We start from the raw sequence: 17,524 nt of genomic DNA on the forward strand, positions 1-17,524 counted from the left end.
GGGGGGCCCGGGTACCACACCCCGGGGGGGGGGGGGGCGCCGGGTAGTTCCCACCCCCCCCCCCCGGGGCCGGGGGGGGGCCCCCCCCCCCCCCCCCCCCCCCGGGTGGGGAGTGCGGTGGGGGCCGCCCCGGCCGTACAGGGGACGGGCGGTGTCAGCAGACGCGGCCGACGCCCGCGCCGCGGTTGACGATCCCGGGGACCGCCTGCGGCCGGTCGACCTTGGTGCGCAGGGTCGGCGTCCAGCCGGCGCCGGACTGGAGGGTCTCCTCCGGGATCTCGGCGTTGTGGACGGCGATGAGGTCGGTCAGACGGCCGTTGACGTAGTTGTTCTCCGCCGTCAGGGGCGCCTCGTTCCACTTCTTCAGGGCCTTGCCGACGCTCGTGCCGGCCGGCAGCGAGATGGCGTTGTCGGTGGCGTGGAGCTGCGAGGAGATGCCGACGCCGAAGATGTAGTAGTCGTCCTTCTGTTCCTCGTTGACCACGTAGTGGTTGTTGTAGACGTCGACCTGTCCGAACCGCACCCGCGGGGAGCGCTGGAGGATGCCCTCGAAGCGGTTGTGGTGCATGGTGACCTTGAGCTTGCCGCCGTCGGTGGCGGCGAGGCCGTCGCCGTTGCCGATCAGCATGTTCTTGTCGTGGTTCTCGTAGCGGTTCCAGGACACGGTCACGTAGTTGGAGCCGCGCACGATGTCGGTCAGGCCGTCGTGCTGCTGGAAGACCTTGCCGAAGTACACCGGCCGCTCACTGTCGGGGTAGCGCCCGTCGGTGAACGTGTTGTGGTCGAGCCACACGTGGTCGCTGCCGTAGACGACCACGGTGTCGTACTCGGAGTTCCAGTTGCCGGTCTTGTTGTCGTCGGTGGGGTCCCACTTGGGGAAGCAGTCGAGTGGGGCCTCGATGGTGAGGTTGCGCATGATGACGTTCGAGACGCCCTTGATCTGGAGGCTGCCGCCGAGGATGCCGGAGTTCCTGCCGACGCCGACGATGGTGGTGTTGCTGGGGATGTTGGCCTTGATCGCCGAGTCCTGGTTGGCCATGGACGCGACCCGCGCGTCCTCCTGCGGCCCCTTGGCGACCTCGTCGTTGCCGTAGACGGCCGGGTCGTAGTCCTTGAGGTACTGCTGGAGGTCGTAGCCGCCGGTGACGAAGGCCTCGCAGCCCTCGGAGACGGCGTCGATCATGCCCTTGACCTTGATGATCTTCGGCGCGTCCCCGCCCTCGGCGAGCGCCTGCTTGAACTCGGCCCATGTGGTGACGGTGTAGACGTGCTCGGCGTCGGCGGCCGACCCACCGGTCGTCCCGGCGCCCTCCGAGGCCCAGCCGTCGTTGGCGCCGAGCACCTGCCGGCCGAGCTCGCGGGGTCCCGCCTCGGCGCTGGTGCCGGTGAGACCGAGAACGAGCGCGGTGCAGCCGACCAGCACGGCGGCTCTCGGCCGACGGCCGAGTTTTGTGGCATGCCCATGCCATACATGTGCGTTCATTGTGCGGCTCTCTTTCTACGGTCGGAGTGGTTACGCGGCGGCCTGCGGCCAGGTGATCCAGGACTGCGGGATCTCCTCGCCGAGCCGGCGCACGTCCTGCGGGGCGAGCACACGCGTCCGCAGCAGCTCGCCTGCCACGAGACGCGCCACGGCGATGGCGCCCGGCGGATTGAAGTGCGTGTTGTCCTGCTCGGTGGCGGTCCAGTTGAAGTACGTCTTCGTCCCCTCGACCCCGATCCGCTGCCACAGCGCGAGGGACAGGGCCTGGACGTCGAGCAACGCGACCCGCTCCTCCTGAGCGAGCGCGCGCATCGCGGCGGGGTAGTCGCCGTGGGTCGGCACGGCGTTGCCTGCGGCGTCGAACTTCCGCCGCTCGACGGCGGTGGCGAGGACGGGCCGGGCACCACGGGCCCGGGCGCCGTCGATGTACAGCCGCAGATAGTCCTGGTACGTCGACCAGGGCTCGGTGTACCGGGTCGGGTCGGCGACCTTCTCGTCGTTGTGCGCGAACTGGACGAGAAGGAGATCGCCGGGCCGGATGGCGGCGAGGATGACGTCCAGCCGCCCTTCATCGACGAAACTCTTGGAACTACGCCCGTTCACCGCGTGATTGGAAACGGGCAGCTGCTTGTGCAGAAAGAAGGGAAGCGCCATACCCCACCCGGTCTCGGGCGCGGCATCGGCATATTTCTGGGCGGCGGTGGAGTCGCCGGCGATGTACAGGGTGCGGTGGCGCTGACTTGCCTGGGCAGTACCGACGCCCGACAGGGCGAGAGGGAGGGCGGCGACGGCCGCCAGACTGACCTGTCTACGGTTAAGAGACACGCGGGTGCCTTTCAGCGCAGGGGAGGCGCACCCCCTCAGGGGCGCGGGGAACTGCGCGACCAGCCACAACGAACCCGCGGCCGGCCACGCAGCAAAGCGACCGACCGCTCAGCCGTTCCTTTCCTTCCACTCGGCCTGAGCCTCGTTCAGCTGACCAGCCATCGTGTCCAGGAACTCCTTGGCGCTCATGTCCCCGTTCAGCACCTTCTGGAAGTTCGGCTCGTTGTCGGCCTTGGAAATCGTGTTCCAGTCCGGCAGGTAGTACGGCAGCTGCACGATCGTCGTCGACCCGTCCGTCAACGCGGCCGCGGCCAGCTTCGTCGGCTCCGCCTTCGAGATCCACGCGTCCTTGGCGGCGTCGTTGTTCGACGGCACCTGCCCGGCCGCCTCGTTGAACTTCGAGTTCTCCTCACGCGACGTGGCGAACTCGATGAACTTCCAGGCGGCTTCCTTGTTCTTGGAACTCTTGAAGAGCCCCATCCCGTCAACGGGGTTCGACACCTGAACCCGCTTGCCGGCGGGGCCGACCGGCTGCGGAATACCCCGGAACTTGTCCGTCCCGAGCGCCTTCACATGGTCCTGGTACGACCCCAGGTTGTGGTTCAGCATTCCGATCGTGCCGGAATCCCACTGGGCGACCATCTTGGTGAAGTCGTTGTTGAGGTCGGCGGCCGGAGTGACCTTCTTGTAGAGCGCGGCGTACTTCTCGAGGGCGGCCACGTTCTTCGGGTCGTTGACGGTGGTCTTCTCCCCGCCGGCGTCCCAGAAGGAGGTGATCCCGGACTGCCCGTACATGGCGTCCAGCGCCTGGGCGATGGAACCGGAGCCACCGCGGATGGTGTAACCGAACTCGTTCTTCCCGGCGTTGGTCAGCTTCTGAGCGGCCTCGTAGAACTTGTCCCAGGTGGTCGGCTCGTCCAGCCCGGCCTTCTTGAACAGATCGGTGCGGTAGTACAGCACACCGTTGTTCGCGGAGGTCGGAATGGAGTACAGCTTGTCGTCCCCGCCGCCCGCGGCCTTCAGCGAGGTGACCATGTCCTCGTTGAGCTTGCCGTTCAGGGAGGACCCCGCGAGCCGCTCGTCCAGCGGTTCCAGCGCGTTCTGCGCGGCGAACCCGGCGAGCATGGCCGCGCCGACGCCGCCGACGTCCGGCAGGCCGCCGCCCTGGATGGCGGTGTCCACCTTGGACTGGTAGTCGGTGGAGGGTATGCCGACGTACTCGACCTTGATGTCCGGGTTGGCCTTCTGGAAGTCGGCGATGATCTCCTTCCAGATGTCGGTGCGGACACCGCCGTTGTTGTCCCAGAAGACGATCTCTCCCTTGCCGCTGCCCTCGGCGCCGCTGTCGCCGCCCCCGCCGCCGCTGCCGTCGTCACCGCAGGCGGTGGCGGTCAGGGCGAGGACGGAACCCAGAGCGACGGCCACGGCGGCGCGCCTGCTTCTGCGAATGCTGCTCTTCATTGCTCGGCTCTCTTCTTCTGGTCTCTTCTTCTGGATCCAGCGGAGATATTCGGTTGTGGGGGTATGGGCAGGGGCTGTCAGCGGCGGGCGTACGGCGCCCAGCCGTCCGTGCCCCTGAGGTAGTGCGCGACGGTGTGGTTCCGTGCGTCGGCGGCGCTCATCTGCGGCCGGTCCGCGGTCACTTCGGCTCCCGGGCCGTGGTTCCGGTACTCCGCGAACCTCGCGTCCTTCCACGAGAAGCCGCTCATGTCGGTCCACGGGGAGGACTTGATCGCGGCGGGCAGCTCGGTCTCCCGGATCAGCACCTGCGCGACCGCCGCCGGCTCGCCGCCCGGGTGCCAGGGCCGCCCGAGGTGGTAGGTCCCGTCGGGCGCGTCGCTCACGATCTTCGACCGGGTGATCAGGAACCCGTACGGGTTGCCGGTCCAGGTCGAGGCGGCCGTGATGTAGCCGTTGTTGGTGTCCGAGCCCCGGCTCAGCGCCCGGATCACCGACCGCTCGACGACCGTGGTCGCCCGCCCGTACACGAAGTCGACGTCACCCTCGATGTACGAGTCCCGGATGTAGACCCGGTTGATCACGTCCAGCTTGGGGCTGTCGGTCATCAGCGTGTCCTGGTTGCCCAGGAAGGCGGTGTTCTCGAAGACGATCCGGTCACCGGTCGTCTTCATGGCCAGGGCCTGCTCGCCGTTCAGCTCGACCGCGGCCTCGTCGAAGTCGTTGCTGAAGGTGAGGTTGCGGGCGGTGACGTCGTGCGCGGCGATCCGGACCGTCGCGCTCCCCGTGGAACCCCCGTACGCGGCAGGCGTGTCGAAGACGATGACGGTGTCGGAGCGCTCACGACCGGTCCCCAGCAGTACGAGGTTCGGCTTGCTCGCCGGGATGAACACCTTCTCCCGGTACGTCCCCGGGGCCACCGCGATCGTCACCGGCACGCTGTTCCCGTCCGGCACGGCGTCCACGGCGGCCTGCACGGTCGCATAGTCGGCCGGGACGTGCAGGGTCGTGCCGATCCGCGTCTGCGGTCCGGAGAACCTCTTCACCAGCGCGGGTACGGCGGCGGCCGGGTCGAGCCGGTAGGCGTAGAGGTCACGCGGCTCGAAGGCCGTCCCCCAGGCGTCCTGCCGTCCGCTGACGTTCCGCAGGATCGACCCGCGCTGCACCAGCTCGGCGGTGGCGTCGGCCTGGTAGGGGTGCTGGACACCGTCGTAGTAGCTGTTCTCGATGACCATCCGCGTCCGGCCGCGCGACCAGTTCCCGTACGTCCAGGTCGGGTCGCCGTCGGCCACCTGCGCGGAGAGGTAGTTGTTGTACAGGTGGGCGTAGGCGCAGTTGTCGGCGGACGGGTTGCGCTGCTTGGTGCCCGTGAACCAGTTGTGGTCGATCGTGATCTCCGTCTGGACGTTGGTGGTCCAGCCGATCCCGAGCGCCTTGTTGTGGTGGGTGAACTGGTTGTAGGAGACGGTGATGTACCGGCTGTCCTTGCGGATGTCGAGCAGCCCGTCGCCCATGTGCGTGAAGCGGTTGTGGTCGATCCAGACGTGGTCGACGGTGTCCATCTGGATGGCGTCGAAGTCGGTGGTCTTGCCGTCCCAGTCGCCCTCGACATAGGAGTCGCGGATCGTCAGGTTGCGGATGATGACGTTGCTCGTGCCGGGGTTGAGGTGCAGCTCGCCGTGGACGATCTCGCCGGTGTCGCCGACGCCGACGACGGTCTTGTCGGACGCGACCACGATGTCCGAGCCGAAGGGCTCCACGTCGATCGAGCCGGCCACACGGATGACGTACGGCTCCGGCGCCGCCGCGTACTTCACCAGCGAGGCCTGGTCCGTGACGGTGACGACCTTGCCTCCCGCCCCGCCGGTCGTGCCCCCGGCGAGGGAGGCGAAGCCGTGCGGCCGGTCGGTCCAGCGGTCGGCGGAGGTCGACGCCGAGGCCGAGGCCGCCGTCGGACTCGCGGCCTTCGCCTCGCCGATGGCCCCGAGGCTCAGCGCGGCGACAAGGCCGAACACGGCGGCCAGGACCTTGCCGTGGCCCGATCTCTGCAAGCGCTTGCTATCAAGGTGCTGCGTCATTGCGGCTCCCAACAGGCTTACGGGTCAGGTGCTTACAGGGGGTCGAGGGGGTCGATCCTGAAGTGCGAGAAGGTTGCCGCGCCGGCGTGTCCCGGGCCGGCGGGCGCGAGGGCGAACAGGCCGAGCAGGGCACCGACCCAGCGCCAGGGGGTGGCGGCGAAGACCGGCCCGGACGGGCGCAGCCCCTCCCCCGCGTCGTAGAAGAACCGGCAGCGCGCCCCCGCCCCGATCTCGATCCGCAGCCGCACACGCCCCTGCGGCGCGGGCCGCTCGTGGGCGGCGTCCCGTTCGCTCTCCGCGACGGCCTCGGCGAACCGGTGCACCACCTGCGCCTGCCCGTCCGTGCCCCGCTGGAGCCCGATCCAGCCGAACGCGTCCCCGAGCACCGCGAGCCCCGCCCGCGCGCCCGGCTCCTCGCTGTCCAGCCGTAGTTCCACCTCGACCGCGCAGGGCGTGCCCGGCAGTCGCTGGGTGAGGACGTTCGGCAGTCTGCGCAGGTCATGGGCGTCGGCCGAGCGGACGCAGGCCAGTTTCAGCCCGTCGCCGGAGTGCTGGGTGGCCCAGCCGTCCCGCGGGGTGGCGGTCCAGGACCACTGGCGTCCGAAGCGTCCGCCGGGGAAGTCGTCGTCGGTGGCGGGCGCGGCGGGCGGCTGCGGCGGCAGGTCGGGCCTGCGGTGTACGGCGACGGGGGCGCCGTCGTCGCCGAGCACCGGCCAGCCGTCGGCGGCCCAGCGCATCGGCTGGAGGTGGACGACCCTGCCGTACGCGCCGCGTTGCTGGAAGTGCAGGAACCAGTCCTCGCCGGAGGGGGTGCGCACCCAGCCGCCCTGATGGGGGCCGTTGACGTCGGTGTCCTTCTGTTCGAGGACGATCCTCTCCTCGTACGGCCCGAAGAACTCGCGCGAGCGGAAGGCGCCCTGCCAGCCGGTCTCCACTCCCCCGGCGGGGGCGAGGATCCAGAACCAGCCGTCGTGCTTGTAGAGCTTGGGGCCTTCGAGGGTGAACCAGCCGGGGATCCGGTCGCCTTCGACGATCAGCTTGCCCTCGTCGAGGAGTTCGGTGCCGTCGGGGTGCATCCGGTGGCCGGTGAGGCGGTTCTTCACCCCGGACCGGGACTTGGCCCAGGCGTGTACGAGGTAGGCCTCGCCGGTCTCGTCGTCCCAGAGGGGGCAGGGGTCGATGAGGCCCTTGCCGGCCTTGACCAGGTGCGGGCGGGTCCAAGGGCCGCGGATCTCGGGGGCGTTGACCTGGAAGACGCCCTGGTCGGGGTCGCCCCAGAAGATCCAGAAGCGGTCGTCGTGGTGGCGCAGGGAGGGCGCCCATACGCCGCAGTCGTGGCGCGGGGCCGCGAACTCCTCGGCCGGTTCCAGGTGGTCGACGGCGTGGCCGACCAGGGTCCAGTTGACCAGGTCCCGGGAGTGGAGGAGGGGCAGGCCGGGGGCACGCCCGAAGCTGGAGGCGGTGAGGTAGAAGTCGTCGCCGACGCGGACGACGTCCGGGTCGGACCAGTCGGCGTTCAGGACCGGGTTGGTGTACGTCTCGGCGGTCACGGGCTCACCGCCTTGCGGACCAGGGAGGCCGCTTCGAGCCGGCTGATGCGGCCGTCGGCGACGACGGTGACGATCCGGCGTACGACGGTCTCGCCGGGCGGGATCGGCAGCCGTTCCTCGGAGGCGAGGGAGGAGCCGACGCCGGGGTACTCGTCGGCGCGGACGAACCACGGGTCCTGACGGGTCTGTTCGGTGGCACCGGCGAAGACCAGGGTCCAGGTGGAGCCGCTGAGCGCCACCCAGGGGGCGCGGGTGCCGTGGATCTCCCGCTCGCCCTCGCGGTCGACGGTGAACACGTCCGGCGCCGAGTCCTCCTTGCGGGCCCGCCAGAAGAAGCCGCCGTACGCGGCGCCGGGGCGGCCGTTGGTGGCGGGGCTGCCGATGGTCAGCGGGTCGGGGGTGACGTTGGTCAGGGAGAAGGTGAAGTCCAACGCCCAGGCGAACTCGGTGAGTTCGGTGGCCGCGACCGTACGGCGCTCGCGCAGCAGCTCGGATCCGGCGGCCACCCAGCGCAGTTCCTCGACGAATCCGTCGGGGTCGCGCAGCTGGAAGGAGGTGTGCCGCTGGGCGCCGTGGTTGTCGAGCTCGGTCGGGCCCTGGTCGCGGACGTAGGTGCGGCCGCCCCAGAAGTTGGCCCCCTCGACGTCGGGAACGGCGACACCGACGCCGAGGTGGTGTATGTGGTCGGCGGGGCTGAGCTCGGTGACCGCGGTGCCGGCCAGGGTGGTGACGGGGTGCAGATAGGGGCGCGGGGAGAGCCGGGCCGGCAGTTCGGGCCGGGTGACGTACCGGCCGACCGGGCGGCCCGCGACGCGCAGCACCGCGGTGTCGTGGGGGGTCATCAGGTGCTCACCTCTTTCGTTCTCGCCGGAAGCGCCCAGGAGGCGCCCAGCTCGGAGTAGAGGGCGAGGGTGTCGGCGGCGGCCGCGACCAGGCCGTCGATGCCGGGCACGACCCGGCGCCGCTCGTCGGGGAGCAGGTGCCAGGTGCCGTCCGGCAGCGGGGCCGGGTCGGGGGCCAGCCGGATCGCCTCGACCACCTTCATGAAGGCGCCGGTCACGTCGGGTGTGACCAGCAGGGGGGTGCCGTCGGTGAGGTGCTCGACGAGGTTCTCCAGCAGGTCCGTGCGGTCGTACTCGAACTCCTCGGGGCCGTGGCCGGCGCGCTGGAGCAGGACGCGGTCCTGCTTGTACCAGAAGGTGATCCGGCCGTGGTCGCCGTGGACGACGACGTACGGATCGTCGGGGTCCTCGGCGCACAGGGTCGCGGCGACGACGACCTGGGGGCCGTGCGCGGTGGTGACGCGGACGCAGGAGGTGTCGTCGGACTCGATGTCGTTGGCGCGCAGCAGCTCGGTCTCGATGGCGGTGACGTCCTCGGCGCGGGTGGTGCCGCCGAGTGCGAGGGCGGTGGCGACGGCGTGCGCGAGCGGGTTGGTGAGCACGCCGTCGATGACGTCGACGCCGTTCAGGCGCCGCTTGCCCGCCCAGGGCGCCCGCCGGTAGTACGCCTCGGCCCGCGCCCAGGCACCGGCCCCGCCGATCCCGACGATCTCGCCGATCGCGCCTTCCGCCATCAGCTCCCGGATCGCGGGCACGGCACGCGAGCCCAGCGACTGGAAGCCGATCTGGCAGACGACCCCGGCCTCGGCGACCCCGTCGGCCATCCGCCGGAACTCGGCGTACGACGGGGCGGGCGGCTTCTCCAGCAGGATGTGCACGCGCCTGCGGGCGGCCGTCAGGGCCAGGTCGGTGTGGGTCGGGATCGGTGTGCAGATCACGGCGACGCTCGCGCCGGTGGAGTCGAGGAGCGCACCGAAGTCGGCGGACTGCTCGGGCGAGCCGAGGCCGTCCGGCAACTCCTCCTCCGTCAGCGGGGTGAGCTCGCAGATCCCCGCCAGCCGGACGATCCCCTTGTCCTGGAGCCGGCGGATGTTGTCCAGGTGCCAGCGGCCGTGGCCGCGCGCGCCCGCGAGGACGATGGATACGGCAGTGCTCATGGGATCCTCCCTGCGCCCGCGCCGCGTGCCACCTCACGGTCGGCCGTGGCGGCGCTGTCGATCTTTGTGTGCAGGGTAGGTGTCCAGCCGACGTCGGCCGTGAGATCCCGCTCGCTGCCGGAGTTGTAGGCGTTGTAGATGGCCAGCAGGTCCACCGGATAGCCGTTGAAGAGGGTGCCGGACTGGTGGAGTGCGGTGCCGTTCCAGCTCTTGACCAGGTCGGCGACCTCGATGTGGCCCGGGGTGGTGAAGGCGTTGTTCTCGGCGTAGATCGCGGATTCGGTCGACACGCCGAGGGAGTAGCGGTAGTCGTGGGCGTCGGCCGGGACGACGTACCGGTTGTTGTAGAGGTGCACCTGCCCGAAGCGGACGCGCGGGGCGCGCTGGACGACCGACTCGAACTCGTTGTGGTGCAGGGTGACCCGCAGCCTGCCCCGGTCACCGGTGGCGGTGTCGCCGTTGCCGATGAGGATCGCCTTGTCGTGGTCGGCGAACCGGCTCCAGGAGACGGTGACCAGGTCGGAGGCGTTGGTGATGTCGAGCAGGCCGTCGTGGCGGAGGTAGTTGCGGCCGAAGTAGGTGGGTTCGTTCTCGTCCGGGTGGCCCTTGTCGCTGAGGGTCACATGGTCGATCCACACATGTGTGGCACCGCGCAGCCATATGTTGTCGTACGCCGTCTTCCAGTCGCCGAGCCCACCTGTGTTGGGCTGCCACACCGGGAAGCAGTCATAGGCGTCCCGCAGTTCGAGGTTGCGGACGATGACGTTGTCCGCGCCCTTGAGCTGGAGGCTCGCGCCCTTCAGTACGGCCTTGTCGCCGAGACCCACGAGGGTGGTGTTGGAGCCGACGGCCAACTCGATCCGCTCGGCCTGCCGGGCCGCCGACGCCTGCCGTGCCTCCTCCAGCGGACCGCTCGGCTTGGCGGAGCCCCAGGTGCGGGGGTCGTATGCCGCCAGGTACTTCTTAGTGCTGTAGCCGTCGGTGGCGTAGTCGGCGCAGTCCAGATGTTCGCCGTCCTCGCCTGTGTTGGCGTCGATGACGCCGGCGACCTTGATGATCTTCGGCGTGGCACTGCCTCCGTCGAGCGCCCGGACCAGCTCGGCGCGGTTGCGTACGGTGAAGACGTGAGCGTCATCGGCGGTGGAACCCCCCGTGGTACCACCGTCGGCGGCGGCCCAGCCGTCGTTCGCGGGGAGTGTGTCGCGGCTGATGTCAGCGCCCCCAAGGGGCGCGGGGCTGTGTCCATTTGCGGCTCCGCCGCGGGGCGCGACCAGCCCCGACGGCGCAGCAGCCGCCCCATAACCCATCGCGGCACTACCACCCGCGACACAGAGAAGCCCCACCAGACCGGTCACGGTGCCTATATGACGGAACCTCATCCCTTCACCGCCCCCGCACTGAACCCCGTGATCAGCCACTTCTGAATGAAGGCGAACACGATCACCACCGGCACGGCCGCGATGATCCCGCCGGCGGCAAGCGCCCCCAGGTCCACACTGTCCGCCCCCATCAGCGTGTTCAGTCCCACCGGGATCGTCTGCTTCTCCTGGTTGTTGAGGAACATCAGGGCGAACAGGAAGTGGTTCCAGGAGTGCACGAAGGCGAAGGACCCGACGGCGATCAGCCCCGGCCGCAGCAGCGGCAGGACGACGATCCTGAACGCCGTCATCCGGTTGCAGCCGTCGACCCAGGCCGCCTCCTCCAGCGAATACGGCACGTTCTTGATGAAGTTGCTGATCAGGATCATCGACAGCGGCAGCTGGAACACCGTCTCGGCGATGATGACACTGCCCAGCGAGTTGATCATCTGGAGCTCGGCGAAGATCTCGAACAGCGGCACCAGGAGCAGCGCGCCCGGCACGAACTGCGAGCACAGCAGGGCGAGCATGAACGCGCGCTTGATCTTGAAGTTGAACCGCGCGAGGGCGTAGCCGCCGGCCAGGGCGACGAGGGTCGTCATCAGCAGGGTGACGACGCCGACCAGCACGCTGTTCTGGAAGTACGTCCCGAAGCTCCGCTCCGTCCAGACCTTCTCGAAGTGGTCGAAGGTCATCGGCCAGGGCACGAGCGAGGTCGAGCCGGCCGGGCGCAGGGAGAACAGCAGGATCCAGTAGAAGGGGATGAGGGTGAAGACCAGGTAGATCGACAGCGGCAGGTAGATCTGCCAGCGCGGGACCTCGTCCCAGGAACGGTTCCTCTTCTTCGGCCGCGGCGGCTCGGGGGCGGCGCGCACGGGCGCGGGCGCGGCCTTGGTGGCTTCCTTCACGCTCACTTGTCCTCACCTCCGAACTTGCTCAGCCGCAGATAGACGATCGAGCAGAAGAGCAGAATCACGAACGCGACCGTGGTCAGTGCGGACGCGTAGCCGAAGTTGTGCGCGTCGACGCTGGTGTTGGCGATGTAGAGCGGCAGCGTCGTGGTGACTCCGGCGGGGCCGCCGCCGGTCAGCGTGTAGAGCAGGTCCACGTTGTTGAACTCCCACACCGCGCGCAGCAGCGTGGACAGCACGATCGCGTCCTTCAGATGGGGCAGCGTGATGTGCCAGAACTGCTTGATCCGGCTGGCCCCGTCGACCTCGGCGGCCTCGTACAGGTCCTTGGAGACGGACTGGAGGTCGGCGAGGATGAGGATCGCGAAGAACGGCACACCGCGCCACAGGTCGGCGACGACCGCGGCCCAGAACACGCTCCCGGTGTCCGACAGCCAGCTGGTGCCGTAGGAGCCGATGCCGACGTCCGCGAGGTAACGGGTGATGCCCGTCTGGGAGTTGTAGAGCAGCACCCAGATCGCCGACGTGAGCACGCCGGAGACGGCCCACGGGGAGAAGACCAGGGCGCGTCCCAGCGCCCTTCCCGCGAAGGTCTGGTTGACGATCAGCGCGAGCGCGAGCCCGAACAGCAGCTGGAGGCCGACCTCGACGAACACCCACTTGGCGCTGAAGACCAGCGTGTCCCAGAACAGCGGGTCGTCGGTGAATGCCTGGACGAAGTTGTCGAAGCCCGCGAAGCCGTTCCGCCACGGCTTGGTGGGGTTGTAGTCCTGGAGGCTGTAGTAGAAGACGCTGATCACCGGGTAGGCGATGAAGCCGAGCATGAGCAGGGCGGCCGGGGCGATCAGCAGATACGGGAGCCTGCGCGGCGTGGCGGAGGCACGGCGTCGCCGGGGTGGCGTGGGCGGTTTCGCCACGGCTGCGGCTTGGGCCATGACTGGTCTCCGTTCTTGGTACGTCGTGCGTGCGGCTTGCTTTTGCGGTGCGTCGCGCAGGAAGCGCTTTCTCGTTGGGTAGAGGTAGGCCGGGTTGCGCGGTACGGGGTGCCTCTTGGTGTTGTGTGGCGGCTGCGGGGGCGTTGTGGCTTGTCGCGCCCCGCGGCGGAGCCGCAGATTGATACAGCCCCGCGCCCCTAGAGGGCGTATGGGTCCGGGTACTTGCCCGGTCTGGCCAGGAACTCGAAGTCGCAGCCGGTGTCGGCCTGGGTGATCTGTTCGTTGTAGAGGGCGCCGTAGCCGCGCTCGTAGCGGGTGGGCGGTGGAGTCCAGTCCGCCCGCCTGCGTTCCAACTCGTCGTCGTCCACGTTGAGTCGGAGGGTGCGGGCCTCGACGTCGAGGGTGATCGTGTCCCCGGTCCTGACCAGGGCCAGCGGGCCGCCGACGTACGACTCCGGCGCCACGTGCAGCACACACGTGCCGTAACTCGTGCCGCTCATCCGGGCGTCGGAGATCCGCACCATGTCCCGTACGCCCTGCTTGAGCAGGTGGTCGGGCAGCGGCAGCATGCCGTACTCGGGCATGCCCGGGCCGCCCTTGGGTCCGGCGTTGCGCAGCACCAGCACACTGTCCGCGGTGATGTTCAACGACGGGTCGTTGATGGTGCGCTGCATCGTCTTGTAGTCGTCGAAGACGACCGCCCGCCCGGTGTGCTTGAGCAGGTGCCGCTCGGCGGAGATGTGCTTGATGACGGCGCCGTCCGGGCAGAGGTTGCCGCGCAGGACCGCGACCCCGCCCTCGCGGGCGACCGGGTTGTCACGGGTACGGATGACGTCGTCGTTGTGGACGACGGCGCCTTCGAGCTGCTCGCCCAGGGTGCCGTTGACCGTGGGCCGGTCCAGGTGCAGCAGGTCGGTGATGCGGGAGAGGAAGGCGGGCAGTCCGCCGGCGAAGTAGAAGTCCTCCATGAGGTAGGTCTGTCCGCCGGGCCGGACGTTGGCCAGGACCGGGACCGTGCGGGCGATGCGGTCGAAGTCGTCGAGGGTGAGCTTGATCCCTGCGCGGCCGGCCATCGCGATCAGATGGATGACCGCGTTGGTGGAGCCGCCGAGCCCGAGCACCGTGGTGACGGCGTCCTCGAAGGCCTCACGGGTGAGGATCTCGGACGGCTTGAGCCCGGTCCAGGCGAGTTCCACGGCGCGGCGCCCGGAGGCGGCGGCCATCCGCTCGTGCCCGGATTCGACGGCCGGGATCGAGGAGGCGCCCGGCAGGGTCATGCCGAGGGCTTCCGCCGCCGCGGTCATCGTGGAGGCGGTCCCCATGGTCATGCAGTGCCCGGGGGAACGCGCCAGCCCGCCCTGGAGTTCGCGCAGTTCGCAGTCGGTCAGGTTGCCCGCGCGGTGCTCGTCCCAGTACTTCCACATGTCGGTGCCGGAGCCGAGGGTCTCACCGCGCCAGTGGCCGGGCAGCATCGGCCCCGCGGGAGCGAAGATCGACGGTACGTCGGCCGAGGCGGCGCCCATCAGCAGCGCCGGCGTCGACTTGTCGCAGCCGCCGAGCAGGACCGCCGCGTCGATCGGGTACGACCGCAGCAGCTCCTCCGTCTCCATCGCGAGCAGGTTGCGATAGAGCATCGGGGTCGGCTTCTGGTACGTCTCCGAGAGCGTGGCGACCGGGAACTCGAGCGGGAAGCCCCCGGCTTGCCACACCCCCCGCTTGACCGCCTCGGCCCGCTCGCGCAGATGGACGTGGCAGGGGTTGATGTCGGACCAGGTGTTGAGGACGGCGATCACCGGACGGCCCCGGTACTCCTCCGCCTCGTAGCCCAGCTGGCGCATCCGGGCGTTGTGCGACCAGGTGCGCAGCTGGCCCTCGGTGCCGTACCACTGGTGGCTGCGCAGTTCCTCCGGGTTCAGGCGCTCTCTGTCGGTCATATCGACCACCCGGCGGCTATGGCGGCGACCTCGGCGCGCTCGTCCTCGGGCAGTTCCCGGCTGGGCGGGCGCACGTCCCGGCGGCACAGGCCCAGCGAGGCCAGCGCCTCCTTGACGACGGTGACGTTGTCGGCGGAGCCGTTCGCGGCGCGCAGTTCCTCGAAGCGGCGGATCTGCTCCCAGACCTTCATCGCGGCCGGGTAGTCACCGGATCGAAGCGCTTCGATCATGTTCAGCGAGACGGACGGGGCGACGTTCACCAGCCCTGAGGTGAAGCCGGTGGCGCCCGCGGAGAAGTACGAGGGGGCGTAGGGCTCGGCGAGCCCGGCGACCCAGACGAAGCGGTCGAGCCCGGCGTCCCGTGCGAAGGCGGCGAACTTGGCGGCGTCCGGGACGGCGTACTTCACGCCGATGACGTTCGGACAGTCGTCGGCGAGTTCGGCGAGGCGGGCGCCGGCGAGCTGGGCGTTGCGGATGTACGGGACGACGCCGAGTTCGGGCACGGCGGCGGCGATGGCGCGGTGGTAGTCGACCCAGCCGCGCTGGGAGACGTACGGGTGGACGGGCTGGTGGACCATCACCATCTGGGCGCCGAGCTCGCGGGCGTGCCGGGCGGAGGCGACGGCGGTGGGCACGTCGTGGCCGACGCCGACGAGGATGGCGGCGCCGCGGTCGCGGACCTCGTCGATGGTCGACTCGGTGACCAGGCGGCGCTCTTCGGGGGTGAGGGCGTAGAACTCGCCGGTGTTTCCGTTGGGGGTGAGGGTGGTGATGCCGCCGTCGAGCAGCCGACGCAGCAGGGCCCGGTGGGCGTCCTGGTCGACGGTGCCGTCCTCGGCGAACGGGGTCACCGGGATCGCCACCACGTCGGCCAGGGCCGTCCGCTGGGTCTCGAACGTCGTGGTCATGCCGGACCGTCCTCTCCCTGGGCCTCGACCTCCGCGTCGGGGAAGGCCCGTTGCACGAACGACGCGATGTGGGCGTGCAGGGCGCGCGCGGCGCCGTCCGCGTCGCCCTCCAGCGCGAGCCGCAGGATCTCCCGGTGCTCACCGGCCTCCCGCTCCCAGGAGGGCGAGGCGGCCCAGGCGACGGCGGAGACCAGGGCGGCCTGGTCGCGGACCTCGTCGAGCATCCGGCCGAGCAGCGGGTTGCCGCACGGGAGATAGAGGGCGCGGTGGAACTCCCGGTTGGCGAGGGAGCGTTCGGCGGTGTCGGCGGCGGCGTCGGCGCGGGTCAGGGCGTCACGGGCGGCGTCGAGGGAGGCGCCGCGCTTCACGGCGCGCTTCAGTGCCTCGGGCTCCAGCAGCAGCCGCACGTCGTAGACCTCGCGCGCCATGTCCGCGTCCACCATGCGCACCGTGACGCCCTTGTACTGGCTCATCACGACCAGACCGGTCCCGGCCAGCGTCTTGAGCGCCTCGCGTACCGGGGTCTTCGACACCCCGAACTGCGCTGCGAGCTCGGTCTCGACCAGGGCCTGACCGGGCGTCAACTGCCCGGTGAGGATGCGTCGTTTGATCTCCTCCAGCACATACTGCGTGCGCGAGGGGATCGGCGTGGGCACAGAGGTCATGCGCGCCTCTCGGATCTTCGCGGGATGGCTCTCGCGCATCTCGCGTATGGGATCTCACGTATCGCGTCTCATATATGACGTACGAAGTACGACGCGATGAAGGTAGGAGGGGGCGCGGGGTTCGTCAATGCTTCTGACAAAGGAAGTTGGGGCCGTGGGCCTACGTGGCTGCGACGGATCCCCTCGGGACCGGGCATCGGCGTTCCGTCTGCAACTGGCCGAACCGGCCCGGCTGATGGGTGTCGGCCTCCCGGCCGGCGTGCCGCACGACCGGGAGTGACAGGGCGTTCGTCGGGGCCGCGGTGACCGCCTTCGCCGCCGCGGGTGCAGAGCGCGTTGCTCGGGTATGTGCGGTCGGGAACTGGCGGAGGCGGTGGACGACAATCCGGGTCAGCGGCGCTGCGGCGTCCAGCCCGGGTCGCGGCCGCTCAGGCCGATCGCCCGGTCGAGCAGGGGTGCGTCGGCGGGGACGGGTACCACGGGGCCGAAGATCTGGCCCCGGCTCGGGTCGTCGACGGCGGCGAGGAGGAAGTCGTGCGAGGCCTGCAACGCGGCGGGGTCGGGGGTGTACTCCTGGCCGGTCGCGCGGGCCAGGTCCCAGCCGTGGATCACCAGCTCGTCCACGGCCACGGCGGCCGCCACCTCGCCCGGCAGATCCACGCCGCCCGCGCGGGTCATCCCGCTCCACGCGCCGGGGTCCCGCCACGCCTCGGCCAGCTCGTCCAGCACCTTGGGCAGTTCCTCGCGCCACCCCGGACCGATGTCCGGTACGGCGGAGTCCGGACTGGTGTCGGTCGTGACGCCGAGGTCCTTGCGGCCGGCGTCGCGGAAGGCCACGGCCAGTCCGAGCAGGTGCCCCAGCAGATTGCGCACCGCCAGCTCCGGACAGGGCGTCGGCCCCGACAGCCGGCCATCGGCGACGCCGTCCGCGAGACGGGCGATGACACGCGTCTGCGGTCCGAGGTCGAGGGTGCTCGTGTCGGTCATGGTCGGGCTCCTCACAGGTCTGTTCCTGAAGGGTTGACCGAAGGCGCCGGCAGAACTCATCGGTCTCGACGGCAACCGGGCCGACCGCCCCGCGTCAGTCCGTCCAGTCCGCGCTCGTCAGCCCGTCGGGATGCCCTGCGGGCCATTGCACCAGCTCGATCCGGTTGCCGTCGGGATCGGTGAGCCAGGACGTCAGGAAGTCGTCGGACCCGTCCGGTGACACCGGTGTCTCCGCCTCGACACCGCGCGCGGCGAGCGCGGTGAGGGCGGTGAGGGCGGTGAGGGCGGATTCCATCGACTCCACCTTGCATCGTCAGGCTGCCGAAGGGCGTCTCGGGGACGCTTCCGATCACTCACATCTAAGGCACTTCCCCCATCCCCACGGCCCCGCCTTAGACACACCATGGCGTGGCATGACGACCACCCGCGGCAC

Annotated in this window: 15 protein-coding genes; all 15 read right to left on the reverse strand. The window is 69.9% G+C overall.

Translation table 11 applies throughout. The features are described 5' to 3' along the window. Positions 1–154: 154 nt before the first annotated feature. Positions 155–1,483 carry a pectate lyase family protein gene (locus L0P92_RS30855; protein WP_234766340.1) on the reverse strand — a complete coding sequence of 443 codons (1,329 nt, stop codon included), beginning with the start codon at positions 1,481–1,483 and terminating at the stop codon, positions 155–157. Positions 1,484–1,513: 30 nt separating this feature from the next. After that, positions 1,514–2,308: a rhamnogalacturonan acetylesterase gene (locus tag L0P92_RS30860; RefSeq protein WP_234766341.1), complete on the reverse strand. Its 795-nt coding sequence runs from the start codon at positions 2,306–2,308 to the stop codon at positions 1,514–1,516. A 108-nt stretch (positions 2,309–2,416) separates the two neighbouring features. Next, positions 2,417–3,769, reverse strand: coding sequence for an ABC transporter substrate-binding protein (locus L0P92_RS30865; protein ID WP_234766342.1), 1,353 nt, complete (start codon positions 3,767–3,769; stop codon positions 2,417–2,419). A 77-nt stretch (positions 3,770–3,846) separates the two neighbouring features. Continuing rightward, a complete protein-coding gene (locus tag L0P92_RS30870; protein ID WP_234766343.1) occupies positions 3,847–5,844 on the reverse strand; it encodes a pectinesterase family protein in 1,998 nt (665 codons plus the stop codon). Between the two features lie 32 nt (positions 5,845–5,876). Next, positions 5,877–7,394: a glycoside hydrolase family 43 protein gene (locus tag L0P92_RS30875; RefSeq protein WP_234766344.1), complete on the reverse strand. Its 1,518-nt coding sequence runs from the start codon at positions 7,392–7,394 to the stop codon at positions 5,877–5,879. Then, on the reverse strand, positions 7,391–8,236 hold the full coding sequence (locus L0P92_RS30880) for a DUF6807 domain-containing protein (protein WP_234766345.1): 846 nt from the start codon (positions 8,234–8,236) through the stop codon (positions 7,391–7,393). The genes L0P92_RS30875 and L0P92_RS30880 overlap by 4 nt, the downstream gene beginning before the upstream one ends. Further along, positions 8,236–9,393, reverse strand: a complete 1,158-nt coding sequence (locus L0P92_RS30885; protein WP_234766346.1) for a Gfo/Idh/MocA family protein — start codon at positions 9,391–9,393, stop codon at positions 8,236–8,238. The genes L0P92_RS30880 and L0P92_RS30885 overlap by 1 nt, the downstream gene beginning before the upstream one ends. Beyond that, positions 9,390–10,772, reverse strand: a complete 1,383-nt coding sequence (locus tag L0P92_RS30890; protein WP_372497357.1) for a pectate lyase family protein — start codon at positions 10,770–10,772, stop codon at positions 9,390–9,392. Before L0P92_RS30890 ends, L0P92_RS30885 begins: the two co-directional genes overlap by 4 nt. Next, entirely contained in the window at positions 10,769–11,665 is an 897-nt protein-coding gene (locus L0P92_RS30895) for a carbohydrate ABC transporter permease (RefSeq protein WP_234766348.1), read from the reverse strand. The genes L0P92_RS30890 and L0P92_RS30895 overlap by 4 nt, the downstream gene beginning before the upstream one ends. After that, a complete protein-coding gene (locus L0P92_RS30900; RefSeq protein WP_234766349.1) occupies positions 11,662–12,597 on the reverse strand; it encodes a carbohydrate ABC transporter permease in 936 nt (311 codons plus the stop codon). The genes L0P92_RS30895 and L0P92_RS30900 overlap by 4 nt, the downstream gene beginning before the upstream one ends. 197 nt (positions 12,598–12,794) lie before the next feature. Further along, on the reverse strand, positions 12,795–14,531 hold the full coding sequence (araD, locus tag L0P92_RS30905) for an L-arabinonate dehydratase (RefSeq protein ID WP_234766350.1): 1,737 nt from the start codon (positions 14,529–14,531) through the stop codon (positions 12,795–12,797). Continuing rightward, positions 14,528–15,439 carry a dihydrodipicolinate synthase family protein gene (locus L0P92_RS30910; protein ID WP_234766351.1) on the reverse strand — a complete coding sequence of 304 codons (912 nt, stop codon included), beginning with the start codon at positions 15,437–15,439 and terminating at the stop codon, positions 14,528–14,530. The genes araD and L0P92_RS30910 overlap by 4 nt, the downstream gene beginning before the upstream one ends. Further along, entirely contained in the window at positions 15,436–16,104 is a 669-nt protein-coding gene (locus L0P92_RS30915; protein ID WP_234766352.1) for a GntR family transcriptional regulator, read from the reverse strand. Before L0P92_RS30915 ends, L0P92_RS30910 begins: the two co-directional genes overlap by 4 nt. Before the next feature lie 390 nt (positions 16,105–16,494). Continuing rightward, positions 16,495–17,091, reverse strand: a complete 597-nt coding sequence (locus tag L0P92_RS30920) for a TIGR03086 family metal-binding protein (protein WP_234766353.1) — start codon at positions 17,089–17,091, stop codon at positions 16,495–16,497. A 94-nt stretch (positions 17,092–17,185) separates the two neighbouring features. Next, positions 17,186–17,386 carry a VOC family protein gene (locus tag L0P92_RS45800; RefSeq protein ID WP_372497358.1) on the reverse strand — a complete coding sequence of 67 codons (201 nt, stop codon included), beginning with the start codon at positions 17,384–17,386 and terminating at the stop codon, positions 17,186–17,188. Positions 17,387–17,524 lie beyond the last annotated feature (138 nt).

Source organism: Streptomyces muensis (assembly GCF_021474425.1).
In the GTDB taxonomy this organism is placed as follows: Bacteria; Actinomycetota; Actinomycetes; order Streptomycetales; family Streptomycetaceae; genus Streptomyces; species Streptomyces muensis.